Origin of the sequence: Roseburia sp. MSJ-14 (assembly GCF_018918225.1) — a bacterium.
Lineage (GTDB): Bacteria > Bacillota > Clostridia > Lachnospirales > Lachnospiraceae > Petralouisia.
This window is the reverse complement of sequence record NZ_JAHLQD010000016.1, coordinates 78091-98489: the sequence shown is the minus strand read 5'-3', so window position 1 is coordinate 98489 and position 20399 is coordinate 78091. Positions and strand designations below refer to the sequence as shown.

Annotated in this window: 16 protein-coding genes; 15 read left to right on the top strand and 1 reads right to left on the bottom strand. The window is 38.1% G+C overall.

The window, feature by feature from the left end; all coding sequences use genetic code 11:
- Positions 1 to 12 precede the first annotated feature (12 nt).
- Complete coding sequence (locus KQI83_RS07065; RefSeq protein WP_216556001.1) at positions 13 to 2391, bottom strand: endonuclease MutS2; 2379 nt, start codon at positions 2389 to 2391, stop codon at positions 13 to 15.
- Positions 2392 to 2730: 339 nt separating this feature from the next.
- On the opposite strand from KQI83_RS07065, the gene KQI83_RS07060 reads away from it, so the two are divergent.
- From KQI83_RS07060 to KQI83_RS06990, 15 genes are all read left to right on the top strand, one after another.
- On the top strand, positions 2731 to 3999 hold the full coding sequence (locus KQI83_RS07060) for a S1C family serine protease (RefSeq protein ID WP_216555998.1): 1269 nt from the start codon (positions 2731 to 2733) through the stop codon (positions 3997 to 3999).
- A gap of 71 nt (positions 4000 to 4070) precedes the next feature.
- The gene (locus KQI83_RS07055) at positions 4071 to 5018 is read left to right on the top strand and encodes a 3'-5' exoribonuclease YhaM family protein (protein ID WP_216555995.1); all 948 of its coding nucleotides are present in this window, start codon (positions 4071 to 4073) and stop codon (positions 5016 to 5018) included.
- 9 nt (positions 5019 to 5027) lie between these two features.
- Entirely contained in the window at positions 5028 to 6848 is a 1821-nt protein-coding gene (rlmD, locus tag KQI83_RS07050) for a 23S rRNA (uracil(1939)-C(5))-methyltransferase RlmD (RefSeq protein WP_216555992.1), read from the top strand.
- 141 nt (positions 6849 to 6989) lie between these two features.
- Positions 6990 to 8057: an AAA family ATPase gene (locus KQI83_RS07045; RefSeq protein ID WP_144100044.1), complete on the top strand. Its 1068-nt coding sequence runs from the start codon at positions 6990 to 6992 to the stop codon at positions 8055 to 8057.
- Positions 8050 to 10284 carry a S8 family peptidase gene (locus KQI83_RS07040; RefSeq protein ID WP_118445533.1) on the top strand — a complete coding sequence of 745 codons (2235 nt, stop codon included), beginning with the start codon at positions 8050 to 8052 and terminating at the stop codon, positions 10282 to 10284. Before KQI83_RS07045 ends, KQI83_RS07040 begins: the two co-directional genes overlap by 8 nt.
- 652 nt (positions 10285 to 10936) lie before the next feature.
- Complete coding sequence (locus KQI83_RS07035) at positions 10937 to 11974, top strand: ParB/RepB/Spo0J family partition protein (protein WP_442969780.1); 1038 nt, start codon at positions 10937 to 10939, stop codon at positions 11972 to 11974.
- Positions 11975 to 11992: 18 nt separating this feature from the next.
- Positions 11993 to 12394, top strand: coding sequence for a TnpV protein (locus KQI83_RS07030; RefSeq protein WP_216555986.1), 402 nt, complete (start codon positions 11993 to 11995; stop codon positions 12392 to 12394).
- Positions 12366 to 12827 carry a hypothetical protein gene (locus KQI83_RS07025; RefSeq protein WP_216555983.1) on the top strand — a complete coding sequence of 154 codons (462 nt, stop codon included), beginning with the start codon at positions 12366 to 12368 and terminating at the stop codon, positions 12825 to 12827. The genes KQI83_RS07030 and KQI83_RS07025 overlap by 29 nt, the downstream gene beginning before the upstream one ends.
- Positions 12775 to 13395, top strand: a complete 621-nt coding sequence (locus KQI83_RS07020) for a ParM/StbA family protein (RefSeq protein WP_216555980.1) — start codon at positions 12775 to 12777, stop codon at positions 13393 to 13395. Before KQI83_RS07025 ends, KQI83_RS07020 begins: the two co-directional genes overlap by 53 nt.
- A gap of 9 nt (positions 13396 to 13404) precedes the next feature.
- Positions 13405 to 13893, top strand: coding sequence for a hypothetical protein (locus KQI83_RS07015; protein WP_216555977.1), 489 nt, complete (start codon positions 13405 to 13407; stop codon positions 13891 to 13893).
- 689 nt (positions 13894 to 14582) lie between these two features.
- On the top strand, positions 14583 to 14975 hold the full coding sequence (locus KQI83_RS07010; protein WP_216555974.1) for a plasmid mobilization protein: 393 nt from the start codon (positions 14583 to 14585) through the stop codon (positions 14973 to 14975).
- A complete protein-coding gene (locus KQI83_RS07005; protein WP_216555971.1) occupies positions 14975 to 16837 on the top strand; it encodes a relaxase/mobilization nuclease domain-containing protein in 1863 nt (620 codons plus the stop codon). The genes KQI83_RS07010 and KQI83_RS07005 overlap by 1 nt, the downstream gene beginning before the upstream one ends.
- 611 nt (positions 16838 to 17448) lie before the next feature.
- On the top strand, positions 17449 to 18282 hold the full coding sequence (locus KQI83_RS07000; RefSeq protein ID WP_216555968.1) for a hypothetical protein: 834 nt from the start codon (positions 17449 to 17451) through the stop codon (positions 18280 to 18282).
- 49 nt (positions 18283 to 18331) lie between these two features.
- Positions 18332 to 19516: a hypothetical protein gene (locus tag KQI83_RS06995; protein ID WP_216555965.1), complete on the top strand. Its 1185-nt coding sequence runs from the start codon at positions 18332 to 18334 to the stop codon at positions 19514 to 19516.
- Positions 19517 to 20094: 578 nt separating this feature from the next.
- Positions 20095 to 20322, top strand: a complete 228-nt coding sequence (locus KQI83_RS06990; protein WP_118639489.1) for a helix-turn-helix domain-containing protein — start codon at positions 20095 to 20097, stop codon at positions 20320 to 20322.
- The last annotated feature ends 77 nt before the right edge of the window (positions 20323 to 20399 follow it).

Sequence of the window (20399 nt, the reverse complement as noted above, 5' to 3'; positions counted from 1 at the left end):
AGTGGTCACTCCTTATTTGAACTCGGCAATGGTTACGCCGGCATCTCCTTCACCAAATTCACCAAGACGGTAGGATTTGATGTATTTTAAACGTTTTAAATGATTGTGTACGGCGTTTCGAAGTGCACCGGTACCTTTTCCGTGTACAATGCGTACGGAAGGCATATGGGCAATGTAGGCGTCGTCTAAGTATTTATCTAAAAGTGCAATGGCTTCATCCGTAGTTTTACCAATCAGATTGATTTCGGTAGAAACAGAAGCGGATTTTGCCATTTTGATTTTTCCGGCACCGGTGGATTTTTTCTTGTTTCCAAGTACCGGAGTTTCTTCTACTAATATCAAATCTTTGATATTTACCAAAGACCGTAAAATACCCATCTGGACATATAAGTCGCCTTTTTCATTCGGCAGAGTGTGGACAGTTCCGGTGAGATTCATACTCAAAACTTTTACTGTGTCACCAATGCGCAGTTTCTTAGGAACCTTGTGATTGGTCTGGGCATTTTTCTGCTTAAGGGACATATCCTTTTCTAAGCTATTCATTTTATCACGAAGTTTAGAACGCTCCTGTTCCATATCTTTCATGGAAGGAGTGGCTTTTCCGTACTTGTGGAAGTTTTTGATAGTCTGGTCGGCAACTTCTTTTGCTTCTCGTAAAATAGCATGAGCTTCTTCGTTTGCCTGACGGATGATTTTTTCCTTCTGACTGTCGATACGCTCTTGTTTTTGCTCTAATTTTTTCTTCAAAGAGGCAATTTCCTGCTTATACTGCTCTACCTCTAAACGTTCTTTTTCAATGGTAACACGGCTGGATTCTAAGTCGGAAATCAGGTCTTCAAAACTTTCGTCCTGCTCCGTCAGGTGTTTTTTCGCTTCTGTAATAATATCTTCACTTAAGCCTAATTTCCCGGAAATCGCAAAGGCATTACTTTTTCCCGGAATACCGATTAAAAGACGGTAAGTAGGACTTAAAGTTTCTACGGAAAATTCACAGCAGGCATTTTCCACACCCGGAGTAGAAAGGGCGAAAACTTTAAGTTCGCTGTAATGAGTGGTTGCCATGGTACGAATACCGTAGTTGTGAAGTCTGGTTAAAATAGAGATGGCAAGTGCAGCACCTTCTGTTGGGTCAGTTCCTGCACATAACTCGTCAAAAAGCACTAGTGAGTCTTCGTCTACCCGGTCTAAAATAGAAATAATGTTGGTCATATGAGAAGAGAAGGTACTAAGACTTTGCTCAATACTTTGCTCATCTCCGATGTCTGCAAATACTTCATGGAAAATAGACAGTTCGGAGCGGTCATTTGCAGGGATATGAAGACCTGCCTGCCCCATCAGGGTAAAAAGTCCTACAGTTTTAATGGAAACGGTTTTACCACCGGTATTTGGACCGGTTACAATTAACAAATCAAAGTCATCCCCTAAGTGAATATCAATGGGAACTACTTTGTGAGAATCTAACAGTGGATGTCTTCCCTTTCGAATACGAATACGGTGCTCAGTATTGAAAAGAGGAGCAGTACCGTTGTAGCTTTTTGCAAGAGAACCCTTGGCAAAAATAAAATCCAGTTCAGTCAATACCTGATAATCGTCTTGTAAAAAAGAAATGTATTCAGCTACCTGAGCACTCAGGTTTGCCAAAATGACTTCGATTTCTTCCTGTTCTTTTAAAAACAGTTCTTTTAAGTCATTGTTTAACTTCACTACAGCCATAGGCTCGATAAAAATGGTAGAACCGGTGGAAGACTGGTCGTGAATCATACCGGGCACCTGCCCCTTGGCTTCTGCCTTTACCGGCAGGCAATATCTGCCATTTCGCATGGTAACCACAGCATCCTGTAACAGATTTCGAGTGTCTGTGTTATTTAACATAGTATTCATCTGACTACGGATTTTGTCATTGATGTTTTTCATGGAACGACGGATATTTTTCAAGGTAGAAGAAGCATCGTCTGCAATTTCATCTTCCGAAATGATACATCTGCGAATTTCATCTAATAGAGGAGTCAAAGGCTCGACTTTGTCAAAAAGTTCGTCAAGAGAGTCTGCTTTGGTATCTTCCCGGTCGCTGCGAGAGTAAGCCTTGGCACGTTTGGCAACCTCAAGGAGTGAGGCAATGCGTAAAAGTTCTTCAATTCCAAGGGTACCGCCGATTTCCAAACGCTTCAGAGATGCTCCGATATTGTGAAGTCCGGAGAAGGAAAGACTGCCCTTTTTAAAAATACGAGAAAGAGCGTCACGGGTCTTTGCCTGTGCATCCTCAATAGCCTCTAAATCCGTCATGGGTTTTAACTTTCGGCAAAGTTCCCTTCCGGATTCCGAAGTAGCATACTCCGTCAGCAGATCAATAATTTTATTATATTCTAATGTTTTTAATACTTTTTCATTCATAATTTTAAGTCCTTATATTAAAAAGTTGTAAGATTACTGGTAAATAAGCAGAGAATCCGCCTATTTAATACATTTTACCGTAAAAATAAAAATCTTGCAACAATGGAAAGAAGAACGTATAATGTAATATATCCAAGCCACAAAGTGGCTGGCAGTTTTGGCATAGCCAAAACTGCGGTGCTCCGAAGGAGTGGATATATTAACGAAAAAATGCGAAGCATTTTTGAGTCTAAGAAACTGTAAGCTCCGAAGGAGTGGATATGTTAACGAAAAAATGCGAAGCATTTTTGAGTCTAAAATGGTTAAGTTTAAAGTGGTTTTACTAGAGGAGAACTCGTTATGAAACAGGATGATGAGGAATTTTCTTTTATTAAGGAAAAAATAAAAGATAAACCAATTAACAAGAAGCGTATGCTGATCCATCTGGCATACGATATTTTGTGCGCCATTGTATTTGGTGCGGTGGCATGTCTTGCTTTTGTATGCTTAAAACCGCATATTGAGGAATGGACACAGCCGAAAAAGGATCAGACCATTACAATCCCAAAGGATGAAGAACCAAAGGATGAGGAGCAAACATCACAGGGACAGAATGAAGAAGAAACGCAAGAGCCCGTATATGTGCAGGAAGAACTGGGAGTAGATGGATATCAAAATCTGCAAAAGGAGCTTTATGCCATCGGAAAACAGGCAGATAAGTCTGTAGTTATGGTAACAGGAGTTACCAGTGGAACTGATTGGTTCAATACTCCGTATGAAAGTCAAAATCAGGCATCCGGTATTATTATTGGAAATAATGGACAGGAGTTATTGATTTTAACAGAAAGAAAAGTAATTGCAGATGCCCAGTCCATATCTATTACATTTTGTGATAAGGTAACGGTTCCTGCAACTTTGAAAAAATATGATGGAAACACAGGAGTTGCAGTAATTAGTGTGGCATTGGCAGATATTTCCGAAGATACGATGAGTCGGATTGCAGTGGCAACACTTGGAAATTCCCTGGTAATGTCTCAGGGAACCGTGGTAATTGCCATTGGAAATCCATTGGGCTCAAGTGATTCTATTATGTGCGGAACCATTACCTCCACTCAGAATAAGGTAACAACCATTGATAATAATTATACGATTTTTACCACGGATATGGTAGGAAGTGAAAATGGTGGTGGTGTGCTATTGAATCTGTCCGGTGAGATTGTGGGACTGGTACTTAAAGATTATAGTAATCAGGGAGACCGTAATACCATTACAGCAATCTCTATTTCCGAGTTGAAACAGGTGATTGAAGACCTTTCCAATAACAAGGATATTCCGTATCTGGGACTTCGTATCAGTACCGTAACAGATGATATTTCTGAGACTTATAGTATACCAAAGGGCGTATATGTGAAAGGTGTTGAACTGGATTCCCCTGCTATGGCAGCCGGATTACAGGAAGCAGATGTTATTGTAAAAATGAATGGTGAGGAAATCACCTCGGTAGAGCAGTACAATCAGTTGTTGCTGGGATTGAATCCGGGGGATGCAGTGAAAATTACGCTGAAACGCCAAAATGCAGAGGAATATGTAGAACTTGAGTGTAATGCAGGAGTTGGAGTTTTGCAGTAGGATTGTTTTGAAATTAGAAAAAGAGATAAAAAAGAGATAAAAGTAGAAGGAAAGAATAGAAGGAGCAAATTATGAAATATATTGAAACCCTGCGAGAGGGCGAACGTGTTGGAGAGATTTACTTGTGCAAGGCGAAACAGACTGCACTAACCAAAGCAGGGAAGGCATATGAATCCTTGATTTTGCAGGATAAAACAGGAACATTAGATGCAAAAATATGGGACCCAAATTCACAGGGAATTGATGAATTTGAAGCATTAGATTATATCGATGTGGTAGGAGATGTAACAAGCTTTCAGGGAGCGTTACAGTTAAACGTAAAGCGTGTGCGCAAGGTACAGGAAGGGGAATATGAGCCAAAGGATTATCTTCCTGTTAGTGATAAAAATATCGATGAAATGTATACAGAGCTGGTGGGATTTATACAGGGAATGAAGAATCCTTACTTGAAACAATTACTGTCCAGCTTTTTTATAGAAGATAAAGACTTTGAAAAGCGATTTAAGTTTCATAGTGCAGCCAAAAGCGTACATCATGGATTTGTAGGCGGCTTGTTAGAGCATACTTTGGGTGTTACAAAACTATGTAATTATTATACGCAGAATTATCCAATACTGAATAAAGACTTGTTGCTTGCAGCAGCTATTTTCCATGATATTGGAAAATTAGAGGAGCTTTCTGTATTTCCGGCAAATGATTATACCGATGAAGGTCAGTTACTAGGTCACATTATGATTGGTGCAGAAATGGTAGGAGAGCGTATTCGTACGATTCCCGGATTTCCACCACGATTGGCAAATGAACTGAAACACTGTATTTTGGCACATCATGGAGAATTGGAGTATGGTTCTCCGAAAAAACCGGCACTTGCAGAGGCGGTAGCGTTGAGTTTTGCAGATAATACAGATGCAAAAATGGAAACAATAAAAGAAATATTTGCAGCAGTCCCAGAAGGAAATACAGACTGGGTGGGCTACAATCGTATGTTTGAGTCTAATTTGCGAAGAACCAGTGATTAGGAAGCGCGTATGTCAGGAAAAAATAAGAGTGAAAATATATTAAAAAAAGATATGGAACTGGAACTTACCATTGAAGATATGGGAGTGGATGGAGAAGGCATTGGAAAGGCAGAAGGAGTGACTCTTTTTGTAAAAGATGCTGTGCTAGGTGACCGTGTTCGTGTAAAAATCATGAAAATGAAGAAACATTACGGTTATGCCAGAATGATGGAAATACTGACTCCATCCCCTTACCGTGTAGAGCCGAAATGTGAATATCATCGCCAGTGCGGAGGTTGTCAGATTCAGGCAGTAGCGTACCAGAAACAGCTAGAATTTAAAGAAAATAAAGTACGCAATAATCTGAAAAGAATCGGTGGTTTTGCGGTAAAAGAAGCAGATGGCAGCGGCGATGGTCTTACGGTAAATCCGGTGATTGGCATGGAAGAGCCATATTTTTATCGGAATAAGGCACAGTTTCCTATCGGAACAGATAAAAATGGAAAAATTATAACGGGCTTTTATGCCAGCCGCAGTCACAATATTATACCGAATCGTAAGTGTTATCTTGGTGTAGAGATTAATGAGAAGATTCTGGATATTGTGATTTCTTTTATGGAAAAATATCATATTTCAGCCTATGATGAAACTACCGGAAAAGGTCTGGTGCGCCATGTGCTGATACGTTTTGGTTTTACCACCAAGGAGATTATGGTCTGTCTTGTGGTAAATGGAAAGAAACTGCCGCATGCAGAGCAGTTGGTAGAGCAGTTGACTGCAATTCAGGGGATGACCAGCATTACCTTGAATGTAAATGAGAAAAACACCAATGTCATTTTGGGAGAACAAATCATATCCCTTTGGGGACAGGATTATATCACAGATTATATTGGTGACATTCAATATCAGATATCGCCACTTTCTTTTTATCAGGTCAATCCGATACAGACAGAAAAACTCTACGGTACAGCATTAGAGTACGCAGGACTTACCGGAAAAGAAACCGTTTGGGATTTGTATTGCGGAATTGGAACAATTTCTTTGTTTTTGGCGCAAAAGGCAAAGCAGGTATATGGTGTGGAAATTGTACCGGCAGCTATTGCAGATGCCAAGAATAATGCCAAAATAAACGGTATGGAGAATGTAACATTTTTCGTAGGAAAGGTAGAGGAAGTGCTGCCGGATTTCTATGAGAAGGGAATGGCAAAAGGCAAGCTGGAGGCAGAGCAAGCAGATAATAAAGAAAACGCAAAGGAAAGTAAGGAGTATCTGGAGGAAGGAAAGCCGGAGGATATGCTGCATCCGGATGTAATCGTAGTAGACCCACCACGCAAGGGCTGTGATGAAAAATGTTTGGAAACTATCCTGAAAATGAAGCCGGAACGTGTGGTATATGTAAGCTGTGATTCTGCTACACTGGCACGAGATTTGAAGTATCTGTGTGAACAGGGATATGAGGTGAAGAAGGTGCAGCCGGTGGATATGTTCCCACAAGGAGGGCATGTGGAGACGGTTGTACTGCTTTCCCACAAAAAACCTGACAGCGTAATCAATGTAAAAGTCGAGTTTGGCGAGGGTGAGGGCACAGTACCGCTTGATAATATTGCTAAAAGAGCAGAAGCGTATAAGCCAAAAGAGAGAGTTACCTACAAAATGATAAAGGAGTACATAGAAGCGAAATATGGCTTCAAGGTACATGTTGCATATATTGCGGAGGTAAAAAGGGATTTAGGCTTGCCGATGTATGATGCCCCTAATGCGGTAGAAGAATTGAAACAGCCGAGAAAGCATCCTACACCAGAAAAGGTAGAAGCAATCAAAGATGCTTTGAAACATTTTGAAATAATTTAACTAATATAGTCGTCTGATGTTGCGCAGGCGACTTTTCTAGTTTAGGAAGTATGGAATTTGTTATATTTTATGTCCCAAATTAGTATTATTTTGTCCCGATATGTGATATAATACAAAAAAGGTAATTGGAGGTGCGCTATTGTGAAAAAACAAAATGTATTAAATTTGATAAAATATCATGTTGAAAAAAATGAGAATGCATTTAGAAATGAGGCAGTAAGCATAGCGAAATATTTTGATGCTATTGGTGATTATCAGCTGGCTGAGTATATAATGAGTTTAATAGCAGAATCCAACTTGTATGTTCCACAGGCGAGTGATTTTGAAAGTGAATTTTTAAAACAGATAGATATTAGAGAAATGCAGCCATTGAATTTGCCAGTAGTAATATCTAATGATATAAAAGGTATTATTAATGCAGTTAATCATAATATTGGGATAAATAAGTTTTTACTTGAAGGACTGCCAGGTAGTGGAAAAACGGAAGCTGCAAAACACATAGCAAGGCTGCTTGGCAGAACCTTATATTGTGTTGATTTTGAACATTTGATTGATAGTAAACTAGGTCAAACTAATAAAAATATTGCCAGTGTTTTTGCTGAGATAAATATGATTCCATATTCAAATAAAGTTGTTATTTTATTTGATGAAATAGATGTGATTGCCTTGGATAGGGTTAATAGGAATGATGTGCGAGAAATGGGACGGGTTACTTCAACTATATTGAGAGAGCTTGATAGATTAACTGATTTAAACAAGGAAATAGTAATTATTGCGACAACAAATTTGTATTCCAATTTTGACAAAGCTCTAATTAGACGTTTTGATGCAGTGATTAATTTTAATAGATATAGTAAAGAAGATTTATTGGAAGTTGCAGAGTACTATTTTGTATCTTTTATTAAAAATTTTAAAGGCATTCCTAAAGATACCAGATTGTTTAAGAAAATATTGAAGGTATCGTCTGATTTGCCTTATCCAGGGGAATTGAAGAATATTATAAAAACCTCTTTGGCATTCAGTGATGCAAATATAGAATATGATTATTTGAGAAGGCTTTATAATTATTTGATAGGTAACTTAGAAGAAACAGATATAGAAGAACTTCATGCACAAGGATTTACGGTCAGAGAAATAGAAAAGCTCAAAGGAGAATCTAAAAGTACCGTATCCAGAAAATTAAGCAAGGGGGAAGAAATAAATGAATAATGTACTGGAATTAAAGGGAAAGCGATTTATTCAAGCCTCAAAAACTGGCAGCGGTGGCGGAGCATCCATGAACAGCAAAAAAATAGTAACAAGAGAGCAGTTACTTAGATTGATAGAAAGAATAAGTCAAATTAAAGAATTTTGGAAACAAGAAAAAAGACCTTTTGAGGGGATATTGATTAGTGTTCATTATAATAAAATAGTTGCAAAGAGTAATCGAATTGCAGGATTGTTTAAAGGAAAAGATTCTAATTATGCTATTGTGGGCGCTAAATTTAACAAAGAAAAAACGAAACATATTATTACGTACTTTCTTGATATGGAAGATTTGGATAAAAGTATAGAGTTGCTTTTAAAAACAAGTGATATAATTAAGGTAAAGTTTCAAAATGGAATAGATAAAGTTACTTTTGATGATAGAAAAAAAATAGATAAAATACCATTCTCTAAATTTTCAATAACAAAATCTACGTTTAAACAGGTAATCGCAGATGTTTCATATATTGAAGATTTTGAGGTGGAAATGGCAACACGCCAATTAAAACAAAGTATCATTACATTGTATAATACGCATACAGATACAAAAATGTTATTTGAAAATATTGGAATTGATATTTTAAAAAGTAGAATATTGGATAATCAGACGGTGTTTTTAGATGAAAACCAATTACAGATTTTATTTGAGAAAGCACCGTATCTTGTTTCTATGGCAACAGAGGATTTATCAGAATTATCTCCAGAAGACTTCATTCAGGAATATCAGCAAGGGACTCTGTATATGCCTTCTCCAACTATTGAGCCAACTGTTGGAGTAATTGATACGCTATTTGATAAACGTGTCTATTTTGGCGAATGGGTAGAATATCATGATATGGTTGATGATAATCTTCCTAAAAATCCAGATGATTATCGTCATGGTACAGCGGTGGATTCTATTATTGTAGATGGTGCAAGATTAAATCCTTGGCTTGATGACGGATGTGGCAGATTTAGGGTACGCCATTTTGGTGTCGCAATAGGTTCAAAATTTTCTTCTTTTACTATTACAAAACAGATAAAAGAGATTATTGCAAACAATAAAGATATAAAGGTTTGGAATATTTCGCTCGGAAGTAATCAAGAAGTTAATGACAATTTTATTTCTGCAGAGGGGGCTATATTGGATAAAATCCAATATGAAAATGATGTTATTTTTGTTGTTGCAGGGACGAATAAGCCTAGCGCTGATATTGAGAAAATAGGCTCGCCTGCTGATTCAATAAATAGTATGGTAGTTAATGCAGTAACTCAAAATGGTTTGTCAACTAAATATGCAAGAAGAGGATTGGCGTTATCCTTTTTTGCAAAACCAGATGTTAGTTATTATGGTGGGAGTGAAGAAAAATATATTAAGGTTTGTGAACCATTAGGGGAAGCAAATGTTGCGGGTACTTCATTTGCAGCTCCTTGGATTGCCCGAAAGTTGTCTTACTTGATGGATATTTTAGGATTGAATAGAGAAGTTGCAAAAGCGATGATTATTGATGCTGCAAGAGATTGGAATGAAAAGCCGACACCAGAAGAGGTTGCCTTATATGGACATGGTATAGTACCTATTAAGATAGATGATATTGTTCATACAAAAGAAGATGAAATTAAATTTCTGGTATATGATGTGAGTGAAAAATGGAATACATATAATTATTATTTTCCAGTTCCAATTAAAGATGACAAATACCCTTATATTGCAAGGGCAACAATGTGTTATTTTCCTATGTGTGATAGAACTCAAGGTGTTGATTATACAAATACAGAACTTAATTTACATTTTGGTAGAATTAATAATAAAGGGAAGATAGAGGATATTAAGGGCGATAAACAGAATCAGGATGTAATATTAGATAACGAAAAATATTTCCTTTTGGAGGGTGAAGCAAGAGAAAGATTTAGAAAATGGGATAATGTAAAATATATTGCAGAAAGACCAAAAAACAAAATGATGCCGAAGAAATCTTATGACAATAAAAATTGGGGAATGGAGATAAAAACAAATAACCGCTTAGACCCTAAAGATGGAATAGGGATTCGCTTTGGCGTTGTAGTTACATTAAAAGAAATCAATGGTGTCAATAGAATAGATGAATTTATTAAGAATTGTACTCTGAATGGTTGGCTGGTTAATAAAATTGATGTTCAGACAAGAGTTGATATTAATAAAAAAGTCAATGAGGACATTGAATTCGAGTAAATATAGTTGATATTTTTTGACAGAAAAATTTTGCTATAGAAAGCGTAAATTGAAGGACATTTTGTGGGAAAAGGGATGCACGAGCAGTATTAGTACTGTATAAATATTAGATATATTTCTGTGATTTTGTGGGGATATGTTTTGATTTGATACTCATGTTGAGACGGTGACAATGCTCCAAAGGAAAAATACCTAAAACTCCTTGAATTTAGGCACTTTGAGCGACATATCCTGTTTTCTCAAAGTGAACGAAAAGACAAGAAAAAGGCAATTTCCAGTGGTGTAAACGTACAAGTGGTTGTGAGGGTGTAGTTCGAAAACACAAAAATCTGTCGTTCATATTTCATCAAAAATAACTAACAATTCAATAAAGTAACAAAGTGGTCTGAGCCGCTTATTTTCAAGTGATTTTGGAAATAAGCGGCTCTTTTTGCGCGTAGTAACGAGGAAAATGCGAGAAAAGCACATTTCTTGCTTGCAAGGAAATGTGTCTTTGCGAAGCATTTGAGGAGCACCGCGACAGCGACAGAACTTGTTCTGGAGCTTTCGTTACGGAGTTTAATCGGAGGTAATTGATTTTATGAAGAAACAAGAAGAATTGTATTCTTTTCCACAACAAAACGATGGTGCTGTGGTGGAAACCGATATCAGAATGATTCCCTTATCGGAATTGCATGATTTTAAAGGGCATCCATTTAAGGTAGAAAATGATATGGCGCTTTTTGAATTAATGCAGAGCATTGAGAAAGAAGGTGTGATTGTCCCGGCACTTGCTAGACCGAGAGAGGATGGTGGTTATGAACTGATTGCAGGGCATAGAAGAAAAGCTGCATGTAAATGGGCGGGACTTAATTGTATGCCTGTGGTAGTTCGAGATTTGGATGATAATCAAGCGGTGATTGCCATGGTTGATAGCAATTTACAGCGTGAGCATCTGAAGCCAAGTGAGAAAGCGTTTGCTTATAAGATGAAGCTGGAGGCAATGAAGAGGCAGGGAGCAAGAACGGATTTAACTTTTTGCCAAGTTGGCGAAAAGATAACTTCTTCCCAAGTTGGGAAAAAGTTATCTTCGTCACAAATTGTGACGGGAACCTCGGACCAAGATGGAACGGAGTTGGAGAATCCCACCTTGCAAACGCATTCATTGACCAGTGGACATGATGCTGATGGAAAATGGGTGTTGTTACAAGATAAAAGTGTTGGGGATGCAATTATTAGAAGCAATCAGGCACTGGCAATGCAGACGGGGGAAAGTCAAAGGCAGATATCGCGTTATATCCGACTTACCAATCTGATACCCAAAGTGCTTGATATGGTAGATGATGGAAAGATTGCTTTTACCATAGCTGTAGAGCTTTCCTATCTGACGGAGGAACAGCAGTATGAGCTTTATGAGGTAATGGAGGTGGAGCAATGCACACCTTCCCTGTCACAGGCGAACCGTATGAAGCGTATGAGCCAGTCGGGTAACCTTGATATGGATGCGATGTTTTCCATACTTGAGCAGGAAAAACCAAACCAGAGAGAGCAGATTAAGCTTCGGGCAGATTCTGTAGCAAAGTATTTTCCGGAAGATTATACACCAAAGCAAAAGACGGATTTAATCGAGCAGCTTTTGAAGGAATGGTATGAGAAGCACGAGCATGAGAAAAAGCATAGTTCTGACGGTAGCCGGGGCAGAACAAGATAACAGAATGGAGGTAGGACAATGAGCAGAGAATTATCTTTATATGAAGCAATGGGTGGTACTTATACCGAGATTGATGGTGTTTTTTATCCTGATATTAGTATTGAAGAGAGTAAGCCGGATGGAGATTTTGGCATAACAAATGCAGATATCGGAAAGTATGGGCTGTTATGGATTTCTTATATGAAAGAAAACCACCCTGATAGGTATCGCCATCATATAAGAATGGGACAACTTTATGTCAAAGCACAGGAAGTGAATGAGGAGGCGTATGAGATGCTTGATAGGATTATGAATCAGTATCTTGCAAAGCATAAGCCGAAAGACAAGCATTCCACTATGGAAATGTGGAGAATACAGGAGCAGGCAAAGAGACTTGCGGAGGAGGTTATCTATGGAGAGATTGTTTACCAATATCACTAATGCAGGAGCGACTGCAGCACAGAACGAAAATATTATGCACACCGGTTGTTATGCCGGAGAAAGAGAGAATTTTATGAGAGAGAATTTATTTATGACTGAAACAACTATGGCATCTGTTAAGATTGCACTGGATCACGGCTGGAGTTCCATTAAAGGAGAGCATATCTTTATGGAAACTTCAGTTGTTCCGGTGGATTATACACCACTTACCAATCATGGATTGCTGGAGTATAAGGGACAGAAGTATATCGTAGGTCAGGGAAGACTTGGAAAACAGGCAACCAAGACAGAGAATGAGAATTATTTTCTGCTAACTCTTGCGGGAATTGCAAAGGAGCTTCAGTATCAGGGGAAAACACAAACAGAGCATGTGGAATTATATGCAGGAAGTGCCACTTACACTGTTTGGTGCCGAGAGAAAGGAATTTCGTGATTATTTGTGGCATAAGGAAAGAATTTCCTTTACCTTTGAAGGAGTTCAGTATTCAATCTTTATTGATAAGGTAAAGATTTATGCCCAGTGTTATGCAGCGATTGCAAATCGTATGGGAGACCTAGACAGATTAAGATGTATTGACTTAGGTTCATGGACATTGGATGTGTTAAGTGTCCGTGACAGGATTCCAATGGATAAGGATGCTTACACTTATGAGCTGGGACTGATTACAGCCATTGAGAGAATTAAGAAGGATGCGTTACCAAAGCTCAAATGCAAAATTCCGGAGGATGATATTATTGATGTTATCCGTGGGAAGCAGTCTAATGTAAATGCTGAATTTGTCCCTTTTGTTGAAAAGGGATTACAGCAGTATGCAGATGAAGTAGAAGCAAAGCTTCGTGAGATTAAGGTGGATTTATTGCATGAGAATATTGTATATGTGGGCGGCGGAGCATGTGTGATGAAGCGTTTTGGCAGAACACAGGGCAGGAACATACAGTATGTAACGGATGTGAAAGCAAATGCCATCGGGTACCGCTATCTAGCAGAGAATCTCAGATAGGAGGTACTTATGGGAAATGCAATATCATTCCGGTTAAATCCGAAGAATGAAAGTGATAAGAGAATCCTTGACTGGCTGGAAGAAAAGTCCAGCCAGCCGGGATTTTTTAATCTGACTGAAGTAATCAAGAAAGCAATACTCACTGCAATCGAAGACGAGCAAAAAGAGAACCAAGAAAAGTCTATAGAGGACTGGATTAGTGAGGCAATATTACTTTCGAGGGAAGAGTTTACAAAGATTGTAAAGGAATCATCGCAGACTGTGGCTAACAATGTGTTTGCCGGGGTTCTCGGTGCAATGGCACAGCAGGTGAATATGGGAGTTGTTCCGATGTCTCAGATGACAGGAATGGTACCGAATAGTGTGCCTGTTAATGGGAGTATTCATGTAACAGATGCTGAGGCTTTGGATAATGAACTTGCAGCTGATACATCTGCGAAGATGGATAATTCTACAAAAAGCATGCTTGGAAGTCTGTTTGATATGGATGATGATTGAGCTGCAAATTCATATAGATGTATGATGAACTGTCTGACACAATGGTTACTTGTATGAGAAAATAACCTGATATGTAAGATTGTTCTTTTGGTTTGGTAAGATTCATTATACAAAGGTCTTACGAAGTATTGCCAAGGCTTTGGAGCAGAAAACAGTCCGCTTGCGGGCTGTTTTTTGTCTTTCAAAAGCCGGAAGGAGCTGGGGCTTGGGGATGCCAAATCCCCAACAAGTTCTGCCCTGTATATACAGGGCGGAACTTGCTCTACATTACGCGACTTTAACGGAGCATCAGCCGACTTAGGTCGGCTCGCATCAGTGAAAAAAGGATTTCTTATTGAAAATGATGCGATAGCGTTAGCAGAATTTCTTATGGGGAGTGTGATTGTAAGATTTCTGTAAGACAGATGTATGACAGAATTCTATATAACCGGCGAGCATATATAACGAGCCGCCATGCAATTCTATTGGAAATATTCGCGGGTACGCGAGCGTATTGATGAGAGACCATGGGGGAGCGAGGCTATGCACGGGAGGGGAGATGCAGAATCAGCATCGGGGAAAGTATCTGCCGTATCCGGCAGTTTTATTATTCATATTGGAACAGCAATTAATATTATTACAATTTTACAGATATGAAGTGAAAGCAGGTAGAGATACCTGCTTTTTTTTATGTCAGAATGGAGGAATTTATGAGAAGTACAGATAACAAGAAAGATAATAAGGTTCTTATGTCTTTGCGTATATCAGCAGAGGATAAGGAGCAGATAGAGGAAAAAGCAAGGAAAACCGGACTTACAACGTCGGAATATATCAGAAGATGTGCTCTGGGAAGAAAGCTTCCATGCTACGGAGATACAAGTCTGTTGAAGGAGTATTCCATGCAGCTTGGAAAGATTGGTTCCAACCTAAATCAGATAGCGAAACATCTGAATAGTGGCGGTTCCTATTATAGTGTTTACAGCGATGTGAAAGAGGCAGTGAAGGAATTGCTGGACTTAAAGTTTAAGATACTTCCGGCATTGGAGGATGTTGCATGTGGAAGAAAGCACAGACGTAAGATTGAAAAGGATGGTGAAGCATAATGGCGATTATAAAGCATATTTCTGTGAAGAACAGATTTTATTCGGATGCAGTGGAGTATCTGACATGCAAATTTGATGAGTATACGAATAAACCGATTCTGGATGAAAAAGGAAGAATACAGGAGAGAGATTCTTATCTGATAGATGGAGTAAACTGCGATGCAGATACATTTGGTGCAGAATGCATTGAAACAAACCGGCTGTATGGCAAGAATAACGCTGTAAAAGATGTTAAGGCTCATCACTATATTATCAGCTTTGATCCAACAGATGAAATTACCATGGAACAGGCAATGGAGTTTGGAAAGCAGTGGTTATCGGTATTTGCTCCGGGACATCAGGCAGTGCTTGCGGTGCATCCGGATGGCCACAATGGCAGTCAGAATATGCATGTTCATATCGTGATAAATTCCGTCAGAAAGTATGAGGGAAGGAAAGAAAAGTGGCATGACAAGCCCTGTGAATGGAAGCAGGGCTGTAAGCACAAAAGTACCGGAAAGATGATGCACAATGCAAAGAAGTGGGTGATGGAAAGCTGTATCAGACATGGGTTTGAACAGGTGGATCTGCTTACCAAGAAGCACAGGGATAATTACTGGGTGGAAAAGAGGCTTATGAATAAAAATGCCAGCGATGGTGTCGGCATCACATCGAATAGGGAATTGATTCGTAACACTATTGACAAGATGCTGCCCGCTGTAGATTCTTTTGAACAGATGGTAGAATGCCTGAAGGGGATATATGGCTGGAATGTCCGTGTTACGGATAAAACAGTAACCTTTGCCACTTCGGACATGAAAAAGGGAATACGAGGGAATAAGCTTGGTGATGGATATGGCAAAGCGGAGCTTGTGGAACGGATAGCCCAGATTGTAACGGAAAGAGAAGCGGTAAATGAGGCGCGAAGGATTGCAGAGGAGCAAGCAAAAGCGAAGGCAGAAGCTGCTGCAAGAGAGGAAGCAATCCGAAAGAAAAAGCAGATTGAAGAAGAACGAAAGAAGGCAGAAATCCTGTCGAGGAAACGGAAGCTTGCATATGAGCGAAATAATATTCAGCATAAATATTATAGTGCGGAATTGGATCGTCCTGACTGGAACAGGGAGTATGTAGAGTATCTGGAGACACAATTTATCAGAGATGCTGCCTTGTTATCTGAGGAAGAACTTATAGCACCGATTATGACAAGGGAAGAGTTTGAGAAAGAACAGGCGGTTGTTTTGTATCGTGAAAAGGCTAATAAGGCAGGAGAACTTTGGGATAAGGCATTGTCGGAGTTATCTAGTGTAACACATAAGTGGAAATGGGAATATATGGATTATCTTGAAGAAATCCGGTTTAATGATTTGTCTAATGTAACGCTTTATGATGCAAAGGAAGAGATTCTGTCTTATGAGGAATTTGCTGGTATTAAGGAAGAGGGAATGAGAGAAAAAGAGCAGGAGCAGGAAATGGCAGGGTATATTTTGTCGGATGAAGAAGTGGATAATACTGTTACTACTAAAACAGTTGAAGAAACTACTACTAGCCAGAGTGTTGATGCTGCCGTGAAAACTATAGAGGAAGTGATTTCAGAGCCACTTATGGCGGAAACGATAAAGCCGGCGGTCGAAGCAATTCCTATTGATTTTACAAAGCTTACCATTGAAGAACGAGCAACATTTCTTCCAGTGCCTACAGATGATATTAAGACGGAGTATGATGCTTATTGCGACCGAATGGGATATACAACAGAAAAGCTGGCGAGTATTCGATACAAAATGTCTTTGTATGATGAATTTTTGGAGGAATACAATTATCGCAAGAAGCATTTTGGTATAAGCGATGCATCTAGAATGGTAGCTGTTTCTGAAAAGAGTCGATGAATATAGTAACATGGATTTATAGCTAGTTGTCAAAAAGTGGTGATTTGAGATTGATGATGGCTTAATAGACATTCAAAGATAGGTTTTTATAAGTATTTGTAGCAAGGGCGAAGGCTCCTGCTTATTTTTTTGCTTAAGTTTAGAGGATAGATTGAAAACCTATCATATCGTGATGGAAATGAAAATTCGGGAATCTTGCTTACAAACCGGGAATCTCGGTTACAAAACAGGACTTTCATTTACAAATGGAGATTCTTGGGTTACAAATGGGATTCTCGGGTTACTATTTACCGGATAGATTGAAAAAACAAAAGAAAAGGTGTACATTATCATTATGAATTATCTGATTTGTGTTATTGAATAACACTTAGGAGAATGTAAAATGATAAAAAATAATATCGAAGTTGATGTAAAAATTAAATGCATCGAAGCGGGAAAGACACTGGCTTAGTTGGGAGAGAAAATTGGTACTACTGGCCAATATGTCAATAGTATTATTAAAAAGCCCGATGGGGGGTGAATAAGATCTTTATTAGCATGATGGAAGCGCTGCGTTACGACATAGAACTAACATATGTAAAAAGAAAACCTGATTGAGGAGATGATTTTTTATGGGCGAAAAGTTATATAGACCAATTCTGAAAGAGGGGGATCATCTTGTTAGGTCCAAGGATAATGAAGGTAGAGTTCGAGGTGTAAGTCAAGATGAGAACAATAAAACAACTGATATCGTCGAATGGGAGGAAGTTGAGATTGATGAACCTCAATATGAATATCCGATAGAACAATACGAGCAAGAGCGTGTCAAACTAACTCCTGAACAACAGCAACTTGCGCAAGCAGTTGGAGAAGCAATTGTTGCAGCAGCAATATATGGCATGGTTCAATTACATGAACATGTGATTAGTCCTTGGTGGTATTCAAAAGCAAAACCGTGGATTAAAGGTAAGTGGGTAGATGCAAAGAACTTTGTCTCAGGTAAGACAAAAGCACAAGCAATTATCGAGAAAAAAGAAATAAATGAGACTGGAATACAGTTAAGCAGTGATACACAGATAGATGAAATGTTAGACGCTGAATTTGAGAGTTTTCAATTAAATATGACTCCTGATGAAGCAAAGGAACATATGATGAAACTCATCTATCATATGCTAGGAACAGCTTATGAAATAAAGATTCTTAGCAATGCGCGAATAGTTGAGCATATTGAAGATGAGACAACTCAGATAGAAAAGAAGAAAGAAGCAGAAAAATTATTGGCAGAAAAGGTGTCTAATAACATCAACAAATTACTATCTGATGAAACGTTGATGTTAGACGTTAATACTTCTAAACAACTATTTGGTCTACTTGGTGGTGGTATTCGAATTAGTGGAGAATATGTGCCGGTAGAACTTGAAAAAGTGAATGCTGCTATTGAATCGATGAAGAATGGTATTGGATAGACAAATTCGGATTTTATGTAGAATTAAAAGTATTAAGAGGTGATTAATAGTGGCAGATGATTTGCTTAGAAAAGATTTAATTGCGCATAAGATATATTCCGCGTGGCAATTTATTGAATACACTGAAAAAAATATATTTACAGTACAGTATTGTGCAGATACATTGAATAATATAATTGGTAAAATGACAATGAAGACCGTACGTTGGCAGCAGGATATTGCAGCCGACTTCGTAGACTGCGTGACGGAAGATGGTAAGAATGTAAAAAAATTAGCTATAACAACTGAGAATTCTCCCGCTTATGAGTTACGAGTTGCCGGTGAAAAAGTAGATCCATGGTTCTTATTTGATAAGTTACTTAGGGATTTTTTTCAGTACACAATGAATGCGCTGGATTCTATGAGCCAGATAATAAATGCTGGTTTGTTAGCAAATAAGGAAAAAGCTGTAGATTCAGTGGATATCCAGATAATGACTAGAATATTTAATCAACAGATATATAGTGCTGCTTTTCCAAAGATGCAGACGTGGCTCAATAATATATCTAAATCTGATGAGTTTAAATATATTGAGGCAATAAACAATCGAACTAAGCACACTGCGGATATTGCCAATAAGCTTTCAATGGGTATTTTAGGAAGTTCAAATAAAACAGAAATAGGACCATTTTTCCGTAAAGATGTACAACATGAAAAGATGGAATTATCAGATCAACTTCAAGCAACATTGGATTTTTTGAATAAAACATGGAGTGATTTTTTAGTTTTATTTAAAGAAGAGTATGTCAGAGATGTATATATAGAAAATCGTAGACATAGTATATCTGGTGTTCGTCAACAGAAATTAAAAGAAGAGCCAGATCAAGATTTGTCTTATGCGTATATATCGACTGAAAAGGATTTTGATTCCATGCCAGATGAAATCTATATCCTATTAGTTAGCGATCAAGAAGAGAGTGTATACGCTCATGAATGCCCATTTGATACAATTCTTATCACTGGTGAAGATAATATTAATGTGTTAGGAAGATATTGTGCAGATCAAATTATTGGTGACGATTGTCTGTTGCATTATCGCAAATATGTTAAAGACAAGACAGTAGTTGGAAGGGTGTGTATGGCATATCTTAGTCAAGAAAAGAATAAGGTATTCTATCACAGTAACCCTTACTTCGATGTGGAGTCTGTTTCTAACGATGAAGAATTCTTGAAAATAACAATGCTACCATTTTAATTCGTAAAGTGGGTTCACAATTTAACGTTAATAACGTTAAATTGTATGTAGATATGTTTCCGCAAACGACCAGTTTGATATGACATTCATGCAGTCGTGCCTAGCCATATAGAGACAATAGTGGCACTACATCGGACAGATTTGTAAGAATCCTTGATTTGCGCGAAAGAAATTTCTGATGGAGTAAACGTTTCTGTGGTATTGGAATGCGGCTTCGGAAACATATCAAAGGAAAAGTGATTTTTTTATCATTCAACAGAATAAAAGAAACATGAAAGACCGTTTATTTTCAAGAAAAATTGAAAGTGAGTGGTCTTTTTTATACATCTAAAACGGATTTTTATTAAGACGTTTTGAAGGGATGATTCGATGTGTCGAAAAAGAAACAATGGAATGGGTTTGCTTATATTCGAGATTAATAAAAAATATTCAATAATAAAAAGATGATGAGGTATGGTTTTTGTGAGTGCTTGAGAAACTCAAATACTGAACATTGAAAATATCAACCTTTTGGTTTATAATATGTCTAACATTACTAGGTTCTTAGAGTATAAGTTTCAATAGATAAGGTGGAATTAATGAGCACATCAAATTTAATTAAAAACTTATGTAAAGAAAAAGGCATTAGTGTTGCAGAATTGGCTCGTAGAATTGGTCAGACACCGCAGAACTTCAACAAAAAATTAAAGCGAGAAACTGTGAGTACAGAAGAACTTATGGAAATAGCTGAAGTACTGGGAGTTGTATTTGAGCAGTCTTATATTCTTGAAAACGGAGAAAAACTAACTATTACAAGTGAGTCCTAATAAATGGACATATGGTTTTGTATTATAAGCATAGATTGCAGAAGCTTTCTGCAATTATAGACACCAGATGAAAGGAG